Below are 21,352 nucleotides of genomic sequence, written 5' to 3'. Positions count from 1 at the left end.
CGGGTGCCGCCGGTCAGGCTCGGTGCGCGCCGGTCCCGACCGCGTTCGGGTCGCGCAGCACGGTGTCCAGCAGCCCATCGCCGTCACTGTCCACATAGGTGATGTCCGGAATCCCGTCGCCGTCCACGTCGATCTGGACGACGTCGGCGACGCCGTCGCCGTCGAGGTCGGTGACCACCTCCACCGAGCCGTCCAGGTGGCGGGTCACGATCGACTGTCCGCCGGGGGCGCGCGGCGGCGGGCCGGGTGTCGGCACCGGCGTCGGGGCGGGCGCGGGCGCCGGTGTGGGCCGAGGACCGGGTGTGGGCGACGGGTGGCTCGGCAACCCGCCGGCCGGCGGCGCGCTGGCCTGCTCGACCCCGGTGCCGGTGGGGTCCAGCTCCTCCTCGGAGGGGAACACGTCGCCCCGCGGGGCCGGATCACGGTAGCTGCTCATGAGCGTAGGGTTCCCCGACGATGACGAGAACAACCGTGCCCGATCGACCGGTGTCCTCGGTGCCCGGTTTGGCGGAGGATGCGGGGACCGACGCCACGGTCATGAACGGGGGTCCGAGCGTGGAACTGCGCCGGAGTCGGGGCGCCCGGCTGCTCGCCCTGGTCTGCGTACTCGGTGGAGTGCTCTTGTTGGTCTATCCCAGCGACGGCGCCCTGCTACGGACGATCATCGCGGTGGGGGCGATCGCGCTCGGCGCGGTGGCGCTGGTCAGCGCGATGCGTCCGTTCCGCTTCGGAATCCACGCGGAGGGGCTCACCATCCGGCGGCCCGGCCTGCGTCGGGATATCCGGTGGGCCGAGGTCGACGTGCTGGTCCTCGACGAGCCGCCCCGGCGTGACGGCCATCCGGAGCCGCCGCGACTGCTGGTGGTTCCCGTGCCGGGCGTGACGATCGAGCCGGTGACCGCCCGTCATCCGCTCGACGGCCGACCCGCCGTCGAGTTGCTCGTTCTCGACCAGGTCCGCGAGCAGCCCGAGCAGGTGTCCGCCGCGCTCACCCAGCACGCCGGTGGCCGTTTCGTCGACCTGCTCGCGCTGCGTCGCGCCGCCTTCGACGCCCCGGCCCTCCCGGTCGGCCTGCGTGGCTACCAGATGGACCGGGTCGACCGGTTGATCCGACGCGGGCAGGACGCCCTGGTGTCCGGGGACGCGTCGACCCGGCAGGCGGCCCGGGGGGAGATCGAACGCGCCACCACGGCTGGTCTGCCGATCGCCCAGCGTGGCTACCACACGCTCCAGACGGATACGGTTCTGCACGCCCTCGTCGCCGCGTTGGCCGACCACCAGACCACCGATCGGGAGACCGCCACATGACCGCGCAGGGACCGCAGACCGCGTCGACCACCGACGTTCCGCGCCGCAACTGGGCCGGCAACGTGCGGTACGCCGCGAAGGCGTTCCACCGGCCCACCTCCGTCGACGAGTTGCGCCGGCTCGTCGCCGGCGGCAGCCGGATCCGGGCGGTGGGCAGCGGGCACTCCTTCAACCGTCTCGGCGACACCGACGGCGACCTGGTCAGCCTCGCCGGGCTGCCCCCGGTCGTCGAGCTGGACCACGAGCGGGGGCAGGTCACCGTGAGCGGCGCGCTGCGCTACGGCGACGTCGCCCGACAGCTACACACCCAGGGGTACGCGCTGGCCAACCTCGCCTCGCTGCCGCACATCTCGGTGGCCGGCGCGGTGGCCACCGCCACCCACGGCTCCGGCCAGACCCACGGCAACCTGGCCAGCGCGGTCGCCGCCCTGGAACTGGTCACCGCCGACGGCGACCTGCTCCGGGTCGACCGGGACACCGACACGTTCGCCGGCATGGTGGTCGGGCTGGGCGCGCTCGGCCTGGTCACCCGCGTCACCCTGGACGTCGTGCCGACCTTCGCGCTGTGCCAGTACGTACGCCTCGACCTCGACCGGACGGCGCTGGACGAGGCGCTCGGCTCGGCGTACAGCGTGAGTGTCTTCACCGACTTCCGTACGCCCCGGCTGCGCGAGGTGTGGCGCAAACAGTTGGCGGATCAGCCGCCGCCCCCGGCGGAGTGGCTGGGCACCGCCGCCGCCGAGCAGCCCCGGCACCCGGTGCTCGGGATGCCGGCGGAGAACTGCACCCCACAGCTCGGCGAGCCGGGCCCGTGGCACGAGCGGCTGCCGCACTTCAAGCTCGGCTTCACCCCGAGCAGCGGCGACGAACTGCAGTCCGAGTACCACGTCGCGCGGACGGAGGCGGCCGCCGCGCTCGCCGCGCTGGACGACGTGGCGGACCTGATCGCCCCGGTGCTGCTGGTGTCCGAGCTGCGGACCGTGGCGGCCGACGAGCTGTGGCTCAGCCCGAACTACCGGCGCGACAGCTTCGTGCTGCACTTCACCTGGGTCGACGACACCGCGGCGGTGCTGCCGGTGGTGGCCGCCGTGGAGGAGCGTCTGGCGCCCTTCGCGCCCCGCCCGCACTGGGGCAAGGTCTTCGTCACCGACCCGGCCGAGTTGGCCGCCCGCTACCCGAGGTACGCCGACTTCGCCGCGCTCCTGGCCGACCTGGACCCGAAGGGAACGTTCCGCACCGACGCCCTGGACCGCTACCTTCCCCGCTGACCGTCCCTCTGCTATCTGCGTTGATCATGAAGTTATTGCCACCCGGCGCGGCGTGTCGGGGCAATAACTTCATGATCAACGGGAGGGGGTGGGGGTGCGGAGGGTGCTGCGTTGGACGGCTCGGCTGATGTCGCTGGGGGAGACGATGCCGGTCAGGTGACCGTCTTCGCTCACCACCAGGGCTCGGCCGTCGGCGCACTCGCTGAGCCGGGGGAGCAGGTCGTTGAGCTGTTCACCGGGCTGGGCAAGCACCAGTTGGTCGGCTCGGCAGGCCACCTCGGCCAGCGTGGTCGATGCCCGCCGCTCCGGCGGTACGCCCCGCACCCGGTCGACGGTGACCAGACCGGTCGGCCGGCCGTCCTCGGTCAGCGGCAGCGCCGAGTGCCGGTACGCGAAGAGGTAGTGGTCGACGAAGTCCGCGACAGTCATCTCCGCCGACGCGGTCTGCGGCTGCGGGGTCATCACGTCGCCCACCCGTATGCCGCGTAGCGCGTTGCCGGTGCGGGCCTGCCGCTCCTCCATCCCGGCCGCGCCGATCAGGAACCAGCCGATCAGCGCCAGCCAGAGCCCGCCGAAGCCGACGCCGGACAGGAACTGCCACAACCCCAGGCCGATCAGCAGCACCCCCAGCACCCAGCCGGCCCGAGCGGCGACCACTGACGCTCGGGTCCGGTCACCGGTGGCCTTCCAGACCGCGGCGCGCAGCAACCGGCCACCGTCCAGGGGCGCGGCCGGAAGCACGTTGAAGATGGCCAGCAGCACGTTGATGCCCGCCAGCCAGGCCACCGCCCCGAACAGCAGCCCGCCCTGCCCGGCCAGCGCGAGCAGCGCCGCGATGGCACCGAAGAACGCCCCGATCAGCAGGCTGACCAGCGGGCCCACGCCCGCGATCCGCAACTCCGCGCCCGGGTCGCGCGGCTCACCCCGCAACTCGGCCACGCCGCCGAACAGCCACAGCGTGATGCCGTCGACCGTCAGCCCGTTGCGCTTGGCCACCACCGCGTGCGACACCTCGTGGGCGAGCAGGCCGACGAAGAACACCACCGCCGCGGCCAGCCCGGCGAGGGTGTACGCCACCGGCGAATGGTCGGGGTACGAACGGGGGAACTGGTTCGCGGCCAACCCCCACGCGATCAACGCGAAGATGACCAGCACGCTCCAGTTGACGCCGACCGGCACTCCCGCGACCCGGCCAAGCCGGAAACTGGCCCTCATTCCGCCGAGATACCCCGCTTGACCGTGGACATGCCGACCTGACCCAAGCTCAGCGCGTGCCGCCCGATGTCTCAATGAGCGGTATACCTCTGAGTCATAAAAATACCTCTGAGGTATATCGCCTTCGATCGACCTGGCCGCTCGGCCCTGCCCCCGGGTGAACCAAGGTGCGGTGGTGGTTGCCCCGACCACGGGCGGGCCGACCTCCAAGCCGGGCAACCCGCGCAACGAGTGCCTGCCTGAGGGCCGAGCCGAGGTCAGCGGCGGGGGGTTTCGCTGGCGATGGTTGCCTCCCGGGGCAGGGCCGCCGCGCGCAGCGCCCAGTCCAGCGCGTAGTCGGCGATCTGCTCCCAGCCGTCCTGCGCGACGGTGAAGTGTGATCGGCCGGCGAACTGCTCGTACGCCGTGAGAGCGCGGGACTTCTGGTACAGCCCGGCGTTGCTGCGGACCACCGACGCCGGCACCACGTGGTCGACCTCGCCGGCCATCAGCAGCAGCGGCGCCCGGTCGGTACGCCCGAAGTCGACCCGGGCGGGCGAGCGCGGGTCGAGGTTGGCGAACGCGCCCTCGAAGAAGACCCGTCCGGCGCCGGGGACCGCGTATCGCTGCCAGGCCCGGTCGGAGTCCTCGCGGCTCATCGTGTTGCCGAAGGTGTAGGCGAAGTCGTCCGGGGTGAACGGGACGGCCTTGCCCCGGTTGGCGGGGCTGCGCAGGATCGGAAAACCCGAGCGCAGTTGACTCAGCGGCACCTTGAGCACGCCCTTCACCGCCGCGGGGTGCACACCCACCACCGCCGCGCCGAGACCCCGGTCGGCGAGGACCTGGGCGAACAGACCGCCGAACGAGTGCCCCATGATGATCGGTGGTCGGGGCAGCGCCCGGATGATCTTGTCGTAGTGCGCCACGATGGTGGCCATGCTCTGCTCGGCGATCGGGCTGGGGTCGTCGCGCAACTGCTCCACGGACCGGTCCATCCCGGGCCAGGCGGGGGCTATGACGTGCATGCCGCGCTCGGTGTACCGCTGGGCCCACCCCTCCCAGCTGCGCGGCGTCATCCAGAGCCCGTGGATCAGCACGACCGTGTCGACCTGACCCTGCGGCGTGGCACCCATCGCGTCCTCCCGGTGTCGCGGCTCGGCCCGGCGGTTACCCGTTGTGCCCGTCCGGAATCCGGCCGCCCTGACAAATGTCACGGCCGGGGCGTGACGACCGCTCCGGGCATCGGGGTACGCGCCGCTGGAGCATCAGTGGCATGACCAGTACGCATCCGGCTGTCGAGTTGGACGGCCTCACCAAGAGCTTCGGCGCGGTCACCGCTGTCGACGGGTTGAGCCTACGGGTGCAGCCCGGCGAGGTGGTGGCGTTCCTCGGCCCGAACGGCGCGGGCAAGACCACCACCATCGACATGCTGCTCGGGCTGTCCCGTCCGGACACGGGCACCGTCCGGGTCCTCGGCGGCACCCCGGACGACGCGGTGGCCCGGGGCCGCGTCGCCGCCGTACTCCAGACCGGCGGGCTGCTCAAGGACCTCACCGTGGGCGAGACGGTCCGGATGACCGCCTACTTCTACCGGCACACCCGCCCGGCGGCGGAGGTGCTGGAGCGCGCCGGCATCACCGACATCGCCGACCGGGTGGTCGGGCGCTGCTCGGGTGGTCAGCAGCAGCGACTGCGCTTCGCGTTGGCCCTGCTGCCCGACCCGGACCTGATGGTGCTCGACGAGCCGACCACAGGCATGGACGTCGAGGGCCGGCGGGACTTCTGGCAGGCCCTGCGCCGTGACGCCCGGCGCGGACGGACGGTCATCTTCGCCACCCACTACCTGGACGAGGCGGACGCGTACGCCGACCGGATCGTGCTGGTCCGGCAGGGGCGGATCGTCGCCGACGGCACCACCGCCGAGATCAAGAACCTGGCCGCCGGCCGTACGGTGCGGGCCACCCTGCCCGGCGCCGACCAGGCCGCTCTCGCCGCGCTGCCCGGCGTGGACGCCGTGGAGGTGCGCGGCGACAGCGTGCTGGTGCGGACCGGCGACTCGGACGCGATCGCCCGGTACCTGCTGACCCGGACCGGCGCCCGGGACGTCGAGATCACCTCCCGCAACCTCGAGGACGCCTTCCTCGCCCTGACCACCGCGCAGACCGGAGCCTGAGATGACCACCGCCACCCCCACCCGCGCCGGTGTCACCGAGCCGGACCGTCGGCTGCCCGCACTGGGCGGGTTCGCCCCGGGCGCCCTGCGCATCGAGCTGCGCCGGGTGCTGCGCAACCGCCGCACCCTCGCCTTCACGCTGATAATGCCGGGCGTCTTCTTCCTCATCTTCGGCCTGCCGCAGGGCGGGCAGTCACTGGACAACGGTCGGCCGGTGACGGCGTACGTCATGATCAGCCTGGCGGTGTACGCGGCCATGGTGGCCACCACAAGTGTCGGTGGCGCGGTGGCCACCGAGCGGGCGCTGGGGTGGAGCCGACAGCTGCGGCTCACCCCGCTCCGCCCGGCGGCGTACGTGGCCACCAAGCTGATCACCGCGATGAGCCTCGGTCTGCTCGCGGTCGTCGTCGAGTTCCTGGTCGGTGCCGTGGCCGGTGTCCGCGTTCCGGCGTACGTCTGGCTGCTGTCCGGGCTCGCGGCCTGGCTCGGCTCGCTGGTCTTCGCCGCGTTCGGTCTCTTCATCGGCTACCTGGCACCGGCCGAGAACGTCATGCAGATCATCGGCCCGGTGCTGGCGGTGCTGGCCATGTTCGGCGGGCTGTTCGTCCCGGTCGAGGTGCTGCCGGACGTGCTCCAGCAGGTCGCGAAGTTCACCCCGGTGTACGGCATGGGCGTGCTGGCCCGCGCCCCACTGACCGGCGACGGGGTGAGCATGGCGGCGGTGGCGAACCTCGTCGTCTGGGCGCTGCTCTTCGGCGTCGGAGCGGCCCGGCTGTTCCGCCGGGACACCGCGCGGGTCTGACCGGCCGCGACCGTTAGCGTGAACCCGATGGACTCCCTGACGGGTCAACCCCGACCGGTGGGCCGCCGATGGCGGTTCACCGGTTGGCTGCTGGCTGGGGTGTGGCTTTTCTTTCTCAACGTGCCGCTCTCCACAGCGCTACAGCAGCCGCAGCCGTGGCGGCGGATCGTCGGCGTCGCCACCCTGTTCGCTTTCGGCCTCGGCTACGTGCTGCTGTTCCAGTGGGCCCGTAACCTGCGCGAGCACCTCCGACCGATCCCTCCACGCCGCGCCGGGATCGCGCTGGTGGGGCTGGTCGTGCTGGGTTTGGCCAGCATTCCAGGCACCGCCGGGGACTGGACGGCGACGCTGGTGTTCGTGGCCGCGTCGGCGGTGTTCCTGCTGTCGGCGGTGCAGGCGCTGATCATCGTGGCGCTCTGCGCGCTGATCCCACTCGTGGGGGCCTGGCTGGTGCCAACCTGGACGGGGGAGAGCACTGTCACCTTCGCGGTGCTGCTCGCCTCGTTCGCCATGTTCGGGGTCTCCCGGCTGGCCCAGCGCAACAGCGAACTCCGGGCCGCCCAGCAGGAGATCGGCCGGCTCGCGGTCGCCGAGGAGCGGGCCCGGGCCGCCCGCGACCTGCACGACATCCTCGGGCACTCGCTCACCGTGGTGGCGATCAAGGCCGAGTTGGCCGGGCGTCTGATCGAGGTCGACCGGGAGCGGGCCGCCACCGAGATCGCCGAGGTGGAGGCGCTGGCCCGGGCCGCGCTGGCCGACGTACGACAGACGGTCGGGGCGTACCGCGAGGTCAGTCTCGCCGCGGAGCTGGCCGGCGCCCGCTCCGCGCTGGCCGCGGCGGGCATCGCGGCGGACGTGTCGGCCGAGGTGCCGGACCTGCCGGAGGAGTGGGACCGGTTGTTCGGCTGGGCGGTACGGGAAGGGGTGACCAACGTGGTCCGACACAGCGGGGCGCGGTGCTGCGTGATCCGGGTGCACCCGGATCGGGTCGAGATCAGTGACGACGGTCGTGGCCCGTCCACTCCGGACGCGAACGGGCACGGGCTGGTCGGCCTGCGGGAGCGGGCGCGGCGGCTGGACGCGGTGGTGACCGTCGGTCGTCGACCGGCGGGTGACGGTTTTCTGTTGCGGGTGCACGCGCCGGGGGAGGCCCGGTGAACGGGGGGTCCACGCCGATCCGGCTGCTGCTCGCCGACGACCAGGCGCTGGTCCGGGGTGCGCTGGCCGCCCTGCTCTCGTTGGAGGGGGACCTGACAGTGGTCGCCGAGGTCGGCCGGGGCGACGAGGTGGTGCCCGAGGCCCGCCGCACCGCCCCCGACGTCGCCCTGCTGGACGTGGAGATGCCCGGTCTGGACGGGATCGCCGCCACCGCGGCGTTGCGGGCCGCGCTGCCGACCTGCCGGGTGCTGGTGGTGACCACCTTCGGCCGGCCCGGCTACCTGCGCCGGGCGATGGAGGCCGGCGCGGGCGGTTTCGTGGTCAAGGACACCCCGGCCCGGCAGCTCGCCGACGCGGTCCGCCGGGTGCACGCCGGCCTGCGGGTGGTCGACCCGACGCTGGCCGCGGAGACCCTGGCCGCCGGGGTCAGCCCGCTGACCGAGCGGGAGACCGAGGTGCTGCGCACCGCACGCGGCGGTGGCACCGTCGCCGACCTGGCCAGGGCGCTGCACCTGTCCGAGGGCACGGTCCGCAACCACCTGTCGGCGGCGATCGGCAAGACCGGTGCCCGCAACCGGGCCGACGCGCTCCGGGTCGCCGAGCAGAACGGCTGGCTGCTCGGCGAGTGACGGCGCGTGCCGGCGCTCAGGCGGTCGGCGGCGGGGCGGCCAGTTGGTCGACCACGACGACGCTGCTGCCGGGACGGACCTCGGCGAGCAGTTCCCGTTGACCGCTGCGGGTCAGCCGGATACAGCCGTTTGTGGTGTTCTCGCCCAGCTCGTCGTCGTGGTGCCAGGTGTGCACCCCGATGTGCGCCCCGCGCAGCCCGGACGGCACCGACTCCGGGTCGTCGGGCACCGAACCGAGGGCGTAGATGTCCACTCCGCCGTAGACCTCCTCCGGCGGTGGGGTGCGGCCCAGGATGAAGGTCCGCCCGAGTGGGGTCTCCTGGCCCGACTGGCCGAGGCTGACCTCCCAGGAGCGCACCGCCTTGCCGGCCCGGTACCAGGTGAGCCGGTGGACCTTGCGTTCCACCACGATCTGGTCGCGCAGCGGCACGGTCTCGAACCCGCCGGGCGGTAGCCAGGCGAGCCGTCGGTTGGCCGAGGGCAGCAGGACGGCGGTCCAGCCGGCACGCCGCTGGGCGATCGGCATGGTCAGCTCGACACCGTTGATTGTCGGTTCGAGGAAGGCGCGCGGCCGACCGCCGGGCGCGTCGTACGCGGCGATCCGTCTGGTCGGGTGCGCGCCGTCGGTCAGCGGCGTGACGTCCATGGTGTTCGGATCGGCGGGGAACCCTCCGGGTGCGGGGTCGTAGTCGACCACCGGCAACCCGTCCGGGGCGGGCGCGGCCGGGGGGATCGACTCCTCCGGGCTCTGGTCCACACTGCTCGGCGTCGGGTCGGCCACCACCACGTTGCGGTCGTCGGGGACCGTCGAACTGGGGGTGAGGGCCTGGCCGACCAGCAGCGCGGTCACAAGCAGCGCGGGTACGCCTATCGCGGCGGCCACCCAGACGCCGCGACGACGGTACGGAGTCTTTCGGTCAAACGGCACGAAACCACTCTATGGTGGCGGATGCCTCGGGGCCCCCGGTTCGGCGAGAACCGCCGTCCGGAGGCCCCGGTCGAATCAGATTCGTGCGCCGATGTGGATGGCCACGGCGTCGTGCGCCGGCACGTTGGCCACGAACCAGCCGTTACCGTCCACCGTGATCACTGGTCCGCTGCACGTGCCGCCCGCGTACGTGCCGTGGATGACGTCGCAGTATCGGCCGGCGGGCAGCCCCGTGTAGTAGGAGCGGCCGTTCACCGCGGCGTCCTCGTCGTTGACGGTGATGAAGCCCTTGCCGCTGCGGCTGAACGCGATGTGGTTGTTGCCGTTGTCGTACCAGTTGACCACGCCGGCGCCCTCGGTGGCGTTGCGGAAGCCGACCATGTTGGCGATCACCGGCCAGCGGTGTTCGCACTCCCAGCCGGAGTAGCAGGTGGTGTTGAGCGTCTTGTTGGCGCCGTCCGACGGTGGGCCGGCGTCCCGGTTGCTGAAGGTGTAGCTGGACATGACTGTCGGGGAGCCGTACGGCCAGGCCAGCATGAACGCGTTCGCCAGCGCGTAGATGCCCCGGTCGCGGTAGGTCAGCACCCCACCGGAGTCGCGCTGGGTGTCGTGGTTGTCGACGAACACCGAGGCCGGGCCGGTGGGCAGGTGACCCCAGCCCTCGCCGAAGTTGCGCAGGTACGCCAACCGCTCGGAGCGGAACACCCGGGCCAGGTCCTTGCCGTAGCGGAACTCGTGCACGTCACCGTTGCCGGTGTACTCGGTCGGCTGGACCGGCTCGCCGGCGCCGTAGATGACCTCCTGCACGATGTACGCGGAGCGGGACAGCTTGCCCCTGATGGCGGCGATGTCGGCGGCCGGCATGTGCTTGCTGGCGTCCATCCGGAAGCCGTCCACGCCGAGTGCGAGCAGGTCGTTGAGGTACGAGGCGATCTTCGTACGGACGTAGTCCGACTCGGTCTTCAGGTCGGAGAGGTTGACCAGCTCGCAGTTCTGCACCTCGTACCGGTCGTTGTAGTTGGCGATGTCGTCGCCGCCGTTGCGCCCGCAGTGGTGGAAGTCCTGGGTCTGGTAGATGCCCGGGTAGTCGTAGTGCGAGTAGGCCGAGCCGGCCCAGCCGGTGCCGCCGTTGTCCTGACCGGACATGTGGTTGATCACCGCGTCGACGATCACCTTGACCCCGGCCGCGTGGCAGGTGTTCACCATCGACTGGAACTGGGCCCGGGTGCCCTTGCGGGACTCGATCCGATAGCTGACCGGCTGGTACGCCAGCCACCACTGGTTGCCCCGCACGTGCTCCTGCGGGGGCGAGACCTGCACGTAGCCGTAACCCTTCGGGCCGAGGGTGCTCTGGCACTCGCTGGCCACCGAGGGCCAGTTCCACTCGAAGAGCTGGACGATGACCTTCTTGCCGCCGGACGGGGCGGCGACGGCCGGGGGTGCCGTCGCGGTGGTGGGGACGAGCAGGCTGGCGATCAGGCCGAGGGCGAGGAGCGCCGAGCCGCGTCGACGTCGGTGCATGGGGACTCCTGACGGGAGCGGGGGGTGGTGGTGCGGTGCGGGAGTGCCGGCTTGCCGGAATCTTGCAAGCCTGGCTGAAATTTGCTGAAAGGTTACAAGCGTGTTGCAGGAACTGTCAATGCATGGACAGTCGTCACTGTCCAGATCGGTGGGTGGGGGTGAAGACAACGCACGGCCGTGCCCCTCGGTTCGATTTCGGCCCAGAAATTTCCGTCGGCGGGTGATCCGCGCGCCCCGCCGGTCCGTACTGGATGGGGGAGCAGGGGTCGGCCGGTGGTGCGCCGCCGCGAGACGATCGAGGAGCAGATGGCCCGGGCACAGCAGGACAAGAAGGCGGCGACGGTCCGGACCAGCGCCAGCAGTCGGGGGGTGCGTACCCCGTCCCGGTCGGCGGGCGCCCTGCTGATCGCGTCGGTGCTCGCCGCGCTCTGGGCGGCGATCATGCTGACCGGCGCCGGTCAGACGGCGTACGCGTACGGCTTCTTCTTCACCGAGTTCTTCGCCGGGGTGATCTCCCTGGTGGCGTTGAGCCTGACGGTGATGCTCGGCCTGCTCGCCACCGACCGGCTGGTGCTGCGCATCTCGCACCGGGTGCTGATGCAGTCGGCGCACCGGGCCACCGGCGTGCTGGGCGTGGCCGGGCTCGGCTTCCACGTGCTCACCAAGATCGCCACCGGGCGGGCGGCGGCGACCGACGCGCTGGTGCCGTTCGTCGGCGGCCGGGGGCTCTACGTCGGGCTCGGCACGGTGGCCGCGCTGTTGATGGTCAGCGTGATCTGGACCGGCATCATCCGGGCCCGCTTCGCCGGCGTCGGTCCGAAGTGGCTGTGGCGCACGCTGCACTCCACCGCGTACCTGGCCTGGCCGTTCGCTGTCTTTCACGGCCTCAACGCCGGTCGGGCCGCGGCGCCCTGGGTGATGTTCAGCTACCTCGGCTGCATCCTGCTGGTGGTGCTTGCCCTGCTGGTCCGGTTCTCGGTCACCATCGGTCGGCGCAGCCGCGAGCAGCACCAGGCCGCGGTCCGCAACGCGGTGATGGCAGGCCGGGCCGAGGAGGCGAAGACCGCCCGATCGCTGCTGGCCGGGTTGGGTCGGCGCAGCAAGGCCGCCGACAAGCGTCCCGCCTGGGCGGAGACCACCACCGCCACCTGGGCCGCGCCGGCCGCGCGGCGTGACCCCGAACGGTTCACCGTCCCGGTGGTGCCCGAGCCCGGTTCCCTCGTCGAGCCGACCCGGCCGAGACGACGACGGCGCGACGAGGAGCCGGCGGCCCGCCGTGACACCGAACGGTCCTCGCGCAGCCGGCGGACCGAGGAGACCACGACCAGCCGATCAGCCCGCCGCAGCGTGGAGGACACCGGCACCTTCCGACTCGACGAGGAGGAACTGGAGCCGGTGACCCGCCGGCGCGGCTCCCGTTCCCGCGACGAGGCCGTGCCGACCGGCCGGCGACGCGCCGACGAGCCGGCCCCCGAGCGGTCCCGCCGCCGGTCCCGCAGCGAGGACGACGGCACCCGCTACTCGGCGCCGCCGCAGCCGACCCTCGCCGAGCCCGAGGAGCCGTGGGACAGTCCGCGCCGGTGGCAGGCCGACGAGCCGATCTCCGCCGGCCCGATCTCCGTCGAGCCGATCTCGGCCGGCCCGGTCTCCAGCAGCCCGATCTCGTCGGCGCCGCGCAGCGGCAGCGGCCGGCACAGCGCCGACGACGACCTGCCCGAGGAGCCGGACTACTGGCGTCCACCGGCCCGGTACGTGCCGGACGAGGTGGCGCCGCCCGTCGACGACACCCCGACCCTCGTCGACCTGGCGTCCCGCCGTGCCCGACGGGCGGCCGGCGAGGGCAAGTCCAAGCGCCGCAAGGCCAGCGCCGACGCGGTGGACGGGGCGTACTGGGCTGGGCTGCGGGGTGAGGCGAAGTGATGCGGACCGCCGTGCCACCGGTCGCCTGTGTGGGCGAGCCCCGGCTCACCGCCGGCTTCGCCGAGTACGGCCGACTCGACCTGCTCGCGCACGAGGAGGTGCACGGGCCGATCGGCCCGATGGAGCCGGCGCAGCTGCTCCAGCTCGCCGAGGGCATGCAGCTCAAGGGCAAGGGCGGGGCGGGTTTCCCGTTCGCCCGCAAAATGCGCGCGGTGCTGGAGTCCTGCGAACGGCAGGACCTCGCCGCCGTGGTGGTGGTCAACGCCAGCGAGGGGGAGCCGGCCAGCTGGAAGGACAAGGTGCTGCTGACCCGCGCCCCGCACCTGATCCTGGACGGGGCGGCGCTGGCCGCGTACGCGCTGGACGCCGACGAGATCGTGATCGGCGTGGCGGACGACGGGGTCGGCCGGGACTCGCTGATGGATGCGCTCGAAGAGCGCCGGATGCCGGTGCAGACGACGATCGTCACCGTGCCGCACCGGTTCATCTCCGGCGAGGGCGGTGCACTTGTCAACGGGATCAACGGGCTGCCGCACATCCCGCCGGGCACCAAGAAGCGCTCCAGCGACTCCGGGGTCAGCGGCCTGCCCACCCTGCTGTCCAACGCCGAGACGTACGCCCAGCTCGCCATCGGCGCCCGACTGGGCCCGTACGAGTACGCGGCGCTGGGCACCGACGACGAGCCGGGCACCGTGCTGCTCACCGTGACCGGCGCGGCCGGCCGACCGGCAGTGGTGGAGTGCACCGCCGGCATGCCGCTGCGCGACGTCCTCGACCTGTGCGAGGTCCCGGACGTCCAGGGCATCCTGATGGGCGGCTACCACGGCAAGTGGATCACCCCGGAGGCGGCGGAGAAGGCAGAGGTGTCCCGCAAGGGGCTGGCCGCGGTCGGCGGCACCCTCGGCGCGGGCATCATCATCCCGCTCGGTGTCGACACCTGCCCGCTCGGTGAGGCCGCCCAGGTGGTGCGCTACCTGGCCGGCGAGTCCGCCGGCCAGTGCGGACCGTGCAAGATGGGCCTGCCGGACCTGGCCCGCGCGGTGGACCTGGCCGTCGCCGGCAGCCAACCGGCGGACGTGGTGCGCGCCGCCGCCGGCGAGGTGAAGGGCCGGGGCGCGTGCAGCCACCCGGACGGCACCGCCCGGTTCGCGCTCTCCGCGATCGAGGTCTTCGCCGAGGACCTGCGGCTGCACAGCACCGGTGACGGCTGTGGCCGACGGGTCAAGGGCGTGATGGGGCTGCCGGGCGCACCCGATGTGAACCCGCAGAAGCTCACCCTGGACTGGTCGCGCTGCGACGGGCACGGCCTGTGCGCGCACGTCGTACCGGACTTCATCCGGCTCGACGCGAACGGATATCCCGCCTTCCCGGCCACCCCCGTGCCGACCTGGCTGCGGGAGGGCGCGTTGAAGGCGGTCAAGGTCTGCCCGGAGCTGGCTCTCCGACTCGCCAAGGCCGAGTAGCGAAGCGTCAGGCCCAGCAAGGGTCCCTTCCGGACCGGAACGGAGAAGCGGATGCGGATCGGCATGGCGTGGACAGGGGCCGGGCAGGTGCGCCGTGCCGCCACCGCCGGGGCGCTCGTGGTGGCCCTGCTCGGCATTGCCGCCTGTAGCGGCACCGCGCCGGGTGGGCCCACCGCCGGATCGGCCCCGCCCTCGACCGGCGCCCCGCCCACCCCGACCGGCACGCCGACCGGTGCCCCGCCCGGTGCCCCAGCGCAGGTCCCGGACGTGCTGCGCTTCACCGGGACCACCCTCGGCGGGGCCGCGTTCGACGCGGCACAGCTCGCCGGCAAACCGGTGGTGCTGTGGTTCTGGGCGCCGTGGTGCGCCACCTGCGCCAGCCAGGCCTGGACGGTGGCCGAGATCGCACCCCGGTACCGGGACACCGTGCCGATCGTCGGCGTCGCCGGGCTGGGCGAGCGCAAGGCCATGAAGGAGTTCGTCACCGAGTTCGACCTCGGCGCGACGCCCCAGATCGAGGACAGCAAGGGCGCGCTCTGGAAGCGGTTCAAGGTGACCGAGCAGAGCATCTTCGTGATCATCGACCGGAACGGCACGGTCGTCCACCAGGGATTCCTGGACGGTGAGGCGCTCACCGCCAAGGTCGCCGCACTGGCCGGGGCGTGACCGCCGCACTGCTGCTCGCGCTGACCGCCGGCATGCTCGGCGCGGTCAACCCGTGCGGCTTCGCGTTGCTGCCCGCGTACCTCTCGCTGTTGGTCGCCGGCTCGGACACCCGGGGCGCGGTCGGCCGCGCGCTCAACGCGGCGGCCGGGCTGACAGTGGGGTACGTGCTGGTGTTCGGCGCGTTCGGCCTGGCGCTCGCGCCGCTGGCCGGCTGGCTGCGGCCCCGGCTGCCGTGGCTGACCGTGGCGCTCGGCGTGCTGCTGGTGGTGGCCGGCTGCTGGTTGCTCGCCGGTCGGCGGCTGCCCGCCCCCGGCTGGTCCGCCCGGGCGCCCCGGCTGACCCGGTCCTGGCCGTCGATGGCGCTGTTCGGCGCGGCGTACGCGCTGGCGTCGCTCGGCTGCGCCATCGCGCCGTTCCTGGCCATCGTGGTGACCAGCCTCCAGGCCGGCTCGACCGGTGCGGGGTTGGCGCTGTTCGGCGCGTACGCCCTCGGGATGGGTCTGGTGGTCGCGGTCGCCGCGCTCGGGGTGGCGCTGCTGCGCGACGGCCTGGTGGCCCGGCTGCGCGTCGCCGGGGCGCTGGTGCCCCGCCTCAGTGGTCTGGTGCTGCTGCTCGCCGGTGGCTACGTCGCCTGGTACGGCTGGTACGAGCTGCGGCTCGCCGCCAACCGCCGCGACGCACTCCACGACCCGGTCATCCGAGCGGCGTCCCAGCTACAACACACAGTGGCCAATGCCCTGGACACCATCGGCCCGGCCCTCCTGCTGGCCGCCCTGGCGGCCCTCCTACTGACCGCAGCCCTAACGAGACGCCCCCGCCGCCACCCCCCATCCAGCCCTGTTGATCATGAAGTTATTGCCCTGACACGCCGAGGCGGAGGGCAATAACGTCATGATCGACGCGGGAAGGCGGGAGGGGGGACGGGGAGGGGGAGGGGTCCGGTCAGCGGGGGGTTAGGCGGTCGGTGCCTAGGCGGTCTTGGAGGACCTTGGGGATCAGGACGCTGCCGTCGGCCTGCTGGTACTGCTCCAGGATGGCCGGGAAGAGGCGGCTGGTGGCCAGCGCCGACCCGTTGAGGGTGTGCACGAAGCGCGTCTGCTTACCGCCCGGCTCGCGGTACCGGATGGCCGCCCGACGAGCCTGGTAGTCGCCGGCCCAGGAGACCGACGACACCTCCTTGTACTTGCCGGTGCTCGGCATCCACACCTCGATGTCGAGGGTCTTCTTCATCGAGGCGCTGGCGTCACCGGCCGAGAGCAGCGTGCGCTGGTAGTGCAGACCCAGCCCCTCGACCAGGCTCTCGGCGTGGGCGAGCATCTCCTCCAGCGCCGCGTCGGCCTGCTCCGGCAGGGTGAACTGGAAGATCTCCACCTTGTTGAACTGGTGCCCGCGCACCGTGCCGCGCTCGTCCGAGTGCGAGCCGGCCGACTCGCGCCGGTAGCACGGGGTGTACGCGAACGCCTTCAGCGGCAGCTTCGGGGTCTCCAGGATCTCGTCCTGGTACGCGCCGAGGATCGCCGTCTCCGACGTGGGCAGCAGGAACTGGCCGCGCGGGGCGGACGCCGAGTCCAGGTGGTAGACGTCGTCGTAGAACTTGGGGAACTGCCCGGCGGCGAACCCAGCCGAATCGAGCAGCAGGTGCGGCGGGAGCAGGAACTCGTAGCCGGCCTTGATGTGCTGGTCGACGAAGTAGTTGAGCAGCGCCCACTCCAGCCGGGCGCCGACCCCGGTGTAGATCCAGAAACCGGACCCACCGAGCTTGACGCCGCGCTCGTAGTCGACCAGGCCCAGCGCGCGGCTCAGCTCCACGTGGTCGCGGACCTTCTCGATCACCGGCGGCTCGCCGAAGGTCTTCACGACCCGGTTGGCTTCCTTGCCGCCGGCCACGACGTCGTCGCTGGGCAGGTTGGGCAGCTCACTCATCGCGTCGCGCAGCCGGGACTGCACCTCGTCCAGCTGGGACTCCAGGTCGGCGAGCTGCTTACGCTCCGCCTCCGGAGCGGCGGCCTGCGGCTCCTCGCCAGCCCGCTTCGCCTGCGCGTACGCCCGGGCCTCGGCCTTGCGGCGCTGCCGCTCGGCGTCGATCTCCGTGATCAGGGCGCGGCGTTCCTGGTCGAGCCGCTGGATCTCGTCCAGGGCACGGGTGACCTCGGCGGGATCCAGACGCTTCGCCAGCGCGGTCGCCACCGCCTCGCGATCCTTCCGGATCAACTCCATGTCGAGCATGCTGCTCCGTACGCCTCCGTCCGGGGTTCACAGGTGAACCACCAGATGCTACCGTCGCGGGCTTTTCCTCCCGGGACGGGGAGTGCTGACAGTCGACTCAGAGCCGGATCGGCATGAGCACCGAGTAGGTGTCCGCGTCGTCCGGTCGGCGTACGGCCAGCGGGGCGATCGGCCCGTCCAGCTCCAGCACCAGTTGCGGCGCGCCGGCCGCGTTCAGCGCGTCCAACAGGTAACCACCGTCCACCCCGACCCGCAGCGCGTCGGTGCCCAGGTCGGCGGCGGGGAGCAGCCGCAGCCCGCCCTGGTCGTCGACGCCGAGCACGGTGACCGCCCGGGTCGTGCCGTCGTGGTCGCGGGCGACAGTGGGGGCCGCCGGATCGGCCAGCGCGGCGCGCAGCGCGGCCACGTCCACCGGGATCCGCCGCGCGGTCGGCCGCTCACCGACGGACTTACGCAGCAGCCGGTGGTAGTCCGGGAAGTCGTACGGCAGGGCGGTGCCGGTCAACGTGCGGTCGGCCACCCGCACCCGTAGGTCCGCGCCCGCCACGGTCAGCCGTACCGGCCAGGTGCCGGCGGTGTCGAGCAGGGGCCGGAGCTGGTCGACGAGCGCCACCGGCACGAACACCCGCACCGGCGGTCCGTCGACGTCGGCCCCGGCCCGTGCCAGCGCGAGCCGGTACCTGTCGGTGGCGACGAGCCGGACCCCGTCGGACTCCACGTCGAACAGCACGCCGGCGAGCATCGGCAGCTCCGGGTCGACGCCGACGGCGAAGCGCACCGCGTCGAGCGCGGCGGCCAGGGCGGCGGGGGAGACCAGGAGCGTGGTGGCGGCCGGCGGGGCCGGATCCACCAGGGCCCGGAGCCGGTCGACCTCGCGGCGGGCGTCGCTGAGCCCGTCGGCGAGCCGGCGCAGGTGCGCGTCGAGCAGGTGGTGCACCACGGCCGCCTCGGCGCGGACCGCGGCGGCGATCTCCGGCACCGGCATGCCGATCCGGCGCAGCCCGGCCACCAGCCGGGCCGGGGTGATCTGCTCCTCGGTGTACCAGCGGTAGCCGGTCACCGGGTCGACCAGGGCGGGCTCCAGCACCCCCGCCGAGTCGTAGAAGCGCAGGGCGCTGACGGTCAGGCCGCTGGCCCGGGCCAGCTCGCCGATGCTGTGCAGGTCACTCACGCTGGGCATCCTGCCCCCTCGACCGGGTTGAGGGTCAAGCCGAGGGCTCGAGCACCCGGAAGGTGAGGCCGGCCCGGACCAGCCGGTCGAGCAGCGCGTCACCCATCGCGGCGACCGGGGTGAGCTGGCCGGCGGTCGGCGGCAGCTCGTCGAGCGCCAGGCACAGCGCCGACTCGGCGAGCATCTTCGCCGTCTCGTCGTAGCCGGGGTCACCGCCGGCGACCTCGGTGACCACCCGCTGCCCGCCGCCGGTGCCGACGAACCGGACCCGGAACCAGGACGACGCCCGCTGCTGTGCGGTGGGCCCCTGCCCGGACGCGAGCCGGCCGAGCAGCCAGCGCCGGCTGGGCGGCAGCTTCACCAGCCCGATCAGCGCGCCGAGCCCGGCCGCGCCGGCCAGCACGGTGGGCAGCCGCTTCACCGCGGCGAAGTGCCGGTAGCGGAAGTCCGGGCCGTACTCGGGACGGGCCGCGGCCGAGCGACGGACCACCTGCGGGTCGATGGTCGGCAGCGGCACGGTCCAGATGCCCAGCTCCGCCGAGCGGGCGAGCCGGCCGGGCACCGCCCGGACCCGCCGGTCGGTGGGGCGCGGCTCGACCGCCCGACGGTCCCGCGCGGCCCGGCTGGCCTGCCCGGTACGGGAGAACGCGGTGAGCGCCGAGTGGTAGGTGCCGGCGGAGAACCGGCCGCCGGCGCGCACGTACCCGTCCACGGTGATCGGGACGTCGGCGGGCAGCTGCTTGACGGTGAACCAGGCGCCCAGGTCGTGCGGGATGGAGTCGAAGCCGCAGGCGTGCACCAGCCGCGCGCCGGTGTGTGTCGCCTCGGCGTGGTGACGCACGTACATCAGGTCGACGAACTCCGGCTCGCCGGTGATGTCCAGGTAGTCGGTGCCGGCCCGGGCGCAGGCCGCGACAAGCGGCTCCCCGTGGTGGATGTACGGGCCGACGGTGCTGGCCACCACCCGGGCGCTCTCCGCCACCGCCCGCAGGGAGTCGGCGTCGGTCACGTCCGCGGCGAGCAGCGGCAGGTCGGCCAGGCCCGGGTCGATCGCGGCGAGCCGGTCCCGTACGGCCGCGAGGCGCTGCGGGTTGCGCCCGGCCAGCGCCCAGCGCAGCCCGGCCGGCGCGTGTCGGGCCAGGTACTCGGCGGTCAGGCCACCGGTGAACCCGGTCGCCCCGAACAACACCACGTCGTACGTTCGCTCGCCAGTCATCCTCCGAGTCTGCCATTCGTGGTCGCCGATCAGCGATCACGAGGAGGCGGTCAGGGCGTGAACACGGCGCGTACGCAGCCGTCGGCCCGGTCCCGGAACAGCGCGTACCCCTCGGGGCCCCGCGCCAACGGCAGTCGGTGGGTGGCCACGTGTTCGGTCCGCAGCTCGTCGCGGGCCATCCGGTCCAGCAGCATCGGCACGTCCCGCAGATCCGGCCGACCAGCGCCGCGCAGCGTGAGCCGACGCTCGGTCAGCGCACCCAGCGGGAACGCGTCGACGAAACCGCCCGTCCCGCCGAGCACCACCACCACGCCGCTCTTGCGACACGCGTGCACGGCCTCCCGCAGCGCGTCCGGTCGGTCGGCGTGCTGGCCACCGAACCGGTCGGCCATCGACCGGGCCGGCGGCGGGCCGACCGCCACCACACACACGTCCGGCCCGCGCCCACCGCTGCGGTCGCGCAACTCGGTCGCGACGTCGGTGCGGCGGTAGTCGAGCGGTTCGGCGCCGGAGTGCCGCTCGGCCATCCGCAACCGCTCCTCGTGCCGGTCCACGACCAGCACCCGGGCGGCGCCGCGCAGCACCGCCGCCCGGGCGGTCAACTGGCCCACCGCCCCGGCGCCCCAGATCGCCACCACGTCGCCGGGGCGCACCGCACCCAACTCGGTGGCGAGCCACCCGGTCGGCGCCACGTCCGCGGCGAACACCGCCCGGTCGTCGTCGACGGCGTTCGGCACCCGGAAGGCGCTCACGTCGGCGTAGGGCACCCGCACGTACTCGGCGTGGCCGCCCGCGAAGCCGCCCGCCGCCCGGGGCCGGCCGAAGCAGCCAGTGTCCGAGCGGGCCCAGTCGGGATCGACGCTGGCCAGGTCGGCATGGGCGTTGTCGCAGCAGGAGTGCAGGCCCCGGCGGCAGTACCAGCAGCCGCCGCAGGCCACGCTCGCGCCGACGACCACCCGATCGCCGGTGCGGTGTCGGCGGACCCCGGGGCCGACCTCGACCACCTCGCCGAGGAACTCCGCGCCGAGCACGTCGCCGGGCCGCAGCAGCGGGTGCCGGCCGGCCAGCAGCGGCAGGTCACCTCCGCAGGTGGCGCTGCGCCGGACCCGGACGATGACGTCACGTTCGTTGCGCAGCTCCGGGTCGGGCACCTCGCGTACCCCCAGCTCGCCGGCGGCCTCCCAGCACAGCGCCCTCACCCGTGGGCCTCGGGACGGTCCAGCGCGGAGCGGTCCGCGCGGAGCACCTCACCGGCCTCCACCCGTTGCTTGATCTGGCGCAGTGTCCGGCGGACCAGCAGACCCGGGTCGTCACCGACCAGGTGCGCGGCCAGCCCGGTGGGCGGGGTGACGCCGGCCAGCGGCCGGGCGGCCAGCTCGGTGCCCCGGTCGCCGGGCGCCGGCCGCACCCGCACCTCGACCGCCCCGTCCAGGCGGCGCAGCGGCTCCGGCCAGCGGCCGTCGGGAAGCACCTGCTCCGGCGGCCGGTCGACGGTCACCACCTCCCACCGGGCCGGCGCGGCGCGGTCGCCGTCCGCGCCAGGCCGGCCACCCCGACGGGGTACGCGCAGCAACCGTGCCGCCCCGGCCCGCGCCGCGCCGCCGAGGGCGGGTCCCGCCCGCGCCAGCCGTCCCATCGGTACCACCCGTCCTCCCGGTCCACGTCCCCCGATCGTCGGTCCGGGTCGGGTGAAGCGCGCTCGCCCGGAA

20 protein-coding genes are annotated in these 21,352 nt (G+C 73.2%); 10 read left to right on the top strand and 10 right to left on the bottom strand.

The genetic code is table 11. The features are described from left to right. Window positions 1-13: 13 nt before the first annotated feature. A complete protein-coding gene (locus tag ACFYL6_RS16705) occupies window positions 14-436 on the bottom strand; it encodes a hypothetical protein (protein WP_387171974.1) in 423 nt (140 codons plus the stop codon). A gap of 20 nt (window positions 437-456) precedes the next feature. Here ACFYL6_RS16705 and ACFYL6_RS16700 point away from each other — a divergent pair, with 20 nt between their 5' ends. Both ACFYL6_RS16700 and ACFYL6_RS16695 read left to right on the top strand, forming a co-directional pair. Then, window positions 457-1,308: a hypothetical protein gene (locus tag ACFYL6_RS16700; RefSeq protein WP_387171972.1), complete on the top strand. Its 852-nt coding sequence runs from the start codon at window positions 457-459 to the stop codon at window positions 1,306-1,308. Beyond that, on the top strand, window positions 1,305-2,576 hold the full coding sequence (locus tag ACFYL6_RS16695; RefSeq protein ID WP_387171970.1) for an FAD-binding protein: 1,272 nt from the start codon (window positions 1,305-1,307) through the stop codon (window positions 2,574-2,576). The genes ACFYL6_RS16700 and ACFYL6_RS16695 overlap by 4 nt, the downstream gene beginning before the upstream one ends. Before the next feature lie 75 nt (window positions 2,577-2,651). On the opposite strand, the gene ACFYL6_RS16690 is transcribed toward ACFYL6_RS16695, so the two are convergent. Both ACFYL6_RS16690 and ACFYL6_RS16685 read right to left on the bottom strand, forming a co-directional pair. Continuing rightward, window positions 2,652-3,791, bottom strand: coding sequence for a site-2 protease family protein (locus ACFYL6_RS16690; protein ID WP_387171968.1), 1,140 nt, complete (start codon window positions 3,789-3,791; stop codon window positions 2,652-2,654). A gap of 257 nt (window positions 3,792-4,048) precedes the next feature. Continuing rightward, window positions 4,049-4,903 carry an alpha/beta hydrolase gene (locus tag ACFYL6_RS16685; RefSeq protein WP_387171966.1) on the bottom strand — a complete coding sequence of 285 codons (855 nt, stop codon included), beginning with the start codon at window positions 4,901-4,903 and terminating at the stop codon, window positions 4,049-4,051. 140 nt (window positions 4,904-5,043) lie between these two features. On the opposite strand from ACFYL6_RS16685, the gene ACFYL6_RS16680 reads away from it, so the two are divergent. From ACFYL6_RS16680 to ACFYL6_RS16665, 4 genes are read left to right on the top strand one after another with little or no spacing between them, the layout of a single operon-like run. Continuing rightward, entirely contained in the window at window positions 5,044-5,943 is a 900-nt protein-coding gene (locus ACFYL6_RS16680; protein ID WP_387171964.1) for an ABC transporter ATP-binding protein, read from the top strand. A gap of 1 nt (window position 5,944) precedes the next feature. Further along, window positions 5,945-6,745: an ABC transporter permease gene (locus ACFYL6_RS16675; protein WP_387171963.1), complete on the top strand. Its 801-nt coding sequence runs from the start codon at window positions 5,945-5,947 to the stop codon at window positions 6,743-6,745. A 27-nt stretch (window positions 6,746-6,772) separates the two neighbouring features. Then, window positions 6,773-7,903: a sensor histidine kinase gene (locus ACFYL6_RS16670; RefSeq protein WP_387171961.1), complete on the top strand. Its 1,131-nt coding sequence runs from the start codon at window positions 6,773-6,775 to the stop codon at window positions 7,901-7,903. Next, window positions 7,900-8,532, top strand: a complete 633-nt coding sequence (locus tag ACFYL6_RS16665) for a response regulator (protein ID WP_387171959.1) — start codon at window positions 7,900-7,902, stop codon at window positions 8,530-8,532. Before ACFYL6_RS16670 ends, ACFYL6_RS16665 begins: the two co-directional genes overlap by 4 nt. A gap of 16 nt (window positions 8,533-8,548) precedes the next feature. Here the strand turns inward: ACFYL6_RS16665 and ACFYL6_RS16660 are convergent, their stop codons facing one another. Then, complete coding sequence (locus ACFYL6_RS16660) at window positions 8,549-9,460, bottom strand: L,D-transpeptidase (RefSeq protein WP_387171957.1); 912 nt, start codon at window positions 9,458-9,460, stop codon at window positions 8,549-8,551. A gap of 75 nt (window positions 9,461-9,535) precedes the next feature. Further along, the gene (locus ACFYL6_RS16655; RefSeq protein WP_387171955.1) at window positions 9,536-10,981 is read right to left on the bottom strand and encodes an alpha-amylase family glycosyl hydrolase; all 1,446 of its coding nucleotides are present in this window, start codon (window positions 10,979-10,981) and stop codon (window positions 9,536-9,538) included. A gap of 273 nt (window positions 10,982-11,254) precedes the next feature. On the opposite strand from ACFYL6_RS16655, the gene ACFYL6_RS16650 reads away from it, so the two are divergent. From ACFYL6_RS16650 to ACFYL6_RS16635, 4 genes are read left to right on the top strand one after another with little or no spacing between them, the layout of a single operon-like run. Then, entirely contained in the window at window positions 11,255-12,901 is a 1,647-nt protein-coding gene (locus ACFYL6_RS16650) for a hypothetical protein (protein WP_387171953.1), read from the top strand. After that, window positions 12,901-14,364, top strand: a complete 1,464-nt coding sequence (locus ACFYL6_RS16645; protein ID WP_387171951.1) for an NADH-ubiquinone oxidoreductase-F iron-sulfur binding region domain-containing protein — start codon at window positions 12,901-12,903, stop codon at window positions 14,362-14,364. The genes ACFYL6_RS16650 and ACFYL6_RS16645 overlap by 1 nt, the downstream gene beginning before the upstream one ends. Before the next feature lie 51 nt (window positions 14,365-14,415). Continuing rightward, a complete protein-coding gene (locus ACFYL6_RS16640) occupies window positions 14,416-15,030 on the top strand; it encodes a TlpA family protein disulfide reductase (RefSeq protein ID WP_387171949.1) in 615 nt (204 codons plus the stop codon). Beyond that, window positions 15,027-15,917, top strand: coding sequence for a cytochrome c biogenesis CcdA family protein (locus tag ACFYL6_RS16635; protein ID WP_387171948.1), 891 nt, complete (start codon window positions 15,027-15,029; stop codon window positions 15,915-15,917). Before ACFYL6_RS16640 ends, ACFYL6_RS16635 begins: the two co-directional genes overlap by 4 nt. 55 nt (window positions 15,918-15,972) lie before the next feature. Here the strand turns inward: ACFYL6_RS16635 and serS are convergent, their stop codons facing one another. From serS to ACFYL6_RS16610, 5 genes are all read right to left on the bottom strand, one after another. After that, the gene (serS, locus tag ACFYL6_RS16630; RefSeq protein WP_387171946.1) at window positions 15,973-17,256 is read right to left on the bottom strand and encodes a serine--tRNA ligase; all 1,284 of its coding nucleotides are present in this window, start codon (window positions 17,254-17,256) and stop codon (window positions 15,973-15,975) included. A gap of 97 nt (window positions 17,257-17,353) precedes the next feature. Then, window positions 17,354-18,436 carry a MerR family transcriptional regulator gene (locus ACFYL6_RS16625; protein ID WP_387171944.1) on the bottom strand — a complete coding sequence of 361 codons (1,083 nt, stop codon included), beginning with the start codon at window positions 18,434-18,436 and terminating at the stop codon, window positions 17,354-17,356. Between the two features lie 25 nt (window positions 18,437-18,461). Then, window positions 18,462-19,643, bottom strand: a complete 1,182-nt coding sequence (locus ACFYL6_RS16620) for a saccharopine dehydrogenase family protein (protein WP_387171942.1) — start codon at window positions 19,641-19,643, stop codon at window positions 18,462-18,464. 50 nt (window positions 19,644-19,693) lie between these two features. Further along, on the bottom strand, window positions 19,694-20,842 hold the full coding sequence (locus ACFYL6_RS16615) for an alcohol dehydrogenase catalytic domain-containing protein (protein ID WP_387171940.1): 1,149 nt from the start codon (window positions 20,840-20,842) through the stop codon (window positions 19,694-19,696). Then, the gene (locus ACFYL6_RS16610) at window positions 20,839-21,279 is read right to left on the bottom strand and encodes a hypothetical protein (RefSeq protein ID WP_387171938.1); all 441 of its coding nucleotides are present in this window, start codon (window positions 21,277-21,279) and stop codon (window positions 20,839-20,841) included. The genes ACFYL6_RS16615 and ACFYL6_RS16610 overlap by 4 nt, the downstream gene beginning before the upstream one ends. Window positions 21,280-21,352 lie beyond the last annotated feature (73 nt).

It is taken from the genome of Micromonospora sp. NPDC007208 (assembly GCF_042869175.1).
In the GTDB taxonomy this organism is placed as follows: Bacteria; Actinomycetota; Actinomycetes; order Mycobacteriales; family Micromonosporaceae; genus Micromonospora; species Micromonospora foliorum.
Note: the sequence above shows the minus strand (reverse complement) of the source record. Positions and strands in the feature narration are given on the sequence as shown.

Coding starts and splice junctions, on each gene's coding strand:
- ACFYL6_RS16680 (WP_387171964.1), top strand. CDS start 5,044: ATGACCAGTACGCATCCGGCTGTCGAGTTGGACGGCCTCACCAAGAGC.
- ACFYL6_RS16655 (WP_387171955.1), bottom strand. CDS start 10,981: ATGCACCGACGTCGACGCGGCTCGGCGCTCCTCGCCCTCGGCCTGATC.
- ACFYL6_RS16620 (WP_387171942.1), bottom strand. CDS start 19,643: ATGACTGGCGAGCGAACGTACGACGTGGTGTTGTTCGGGGCGACCGGG.
- ACFYL6_RS16700 (WP_387171972.1), top strand. CDS start 457: ATGACGAGAACAACCGTGCCCGATCGACCGGTGTCCTCGGTGCCCGGT.
- ACFYL6_RS16695 (WP_387171970.1), top strand. CDS start 1,305: ATGACCGCGCAGGGACCGCAGACCGCGTCGACCACCGACGTTCCGCGC.
- ACFYL6_RS16645 (WP_387171951.1), top strand. CDS start 12,901: ATGCGGACCGCCGTGCCACCGGTCGCCTGTGTGGGCGAGCCCCGGCTC.
- ACFYL6_RS16685 (WP_387171966.1), bottom strand. CDS start 4,903: ATGGGTGCCACGCCGCAGGGTCAGGTCGACACGGTCGTGCTGATCCAC.
- ACFYL6_RS16705 (WP_387171974.1), bottom strand. CDS start 436: ATGAGCAGCTACCGTGATCCGGCCCCGCGGGGCGACGTGTTCCCCTCC.
- ACFYL6_RS16610 (WP_387171938.1), bottom strand. CDS start 21,279: ATGGGACGGCTGGCGCGGGCGGGACCCGCCCTCGGCGGCGCGGCGCGG.
- ACFYL6_RS16675 (WP_387171963.1), top strand. CDS start 5,945: ATGACCACCGCCACCCCCACCCGCGCCGGTGTCACCGAGCCGGACCGT.
- serS (WP_387171946.1), bottom strand. CDS start 17,256: ATGCTCGACATGGAGTTGATCCGGAAGGATCGCGAGGCGGTGGCGACC.
- ACFYL6_RS16625 (WP_387171944.1), bottom strand. CDS start 18,436: ATGCCCAGCGTGAGTGACCTGCACAGCATCGGCGAGCTGGCCCGGGCC.
- ACFYL6_RS16690 (WP_387171968.1), bottom strand. CDS start 3,791: ATGAGGGCCAGTTTCCGGCTTGGCCGGGTCGCGGGAGTGCCGGTCGGC.
- ACFYL6_RS16640 (WP_387171949.1), top strand. CDS start 14,416: ATGCGGATCGGCATGGCGTGGACAGGGGCCGGGCAGGTGCGCCGTGCC.
- ACFYL6_RS16670 (WP_387171961.1), top strand. CDS start 6,773: ATGGACTCCCTGACGGGTCAACCCCGACCGGTGGGCCGCCGATGGCGG.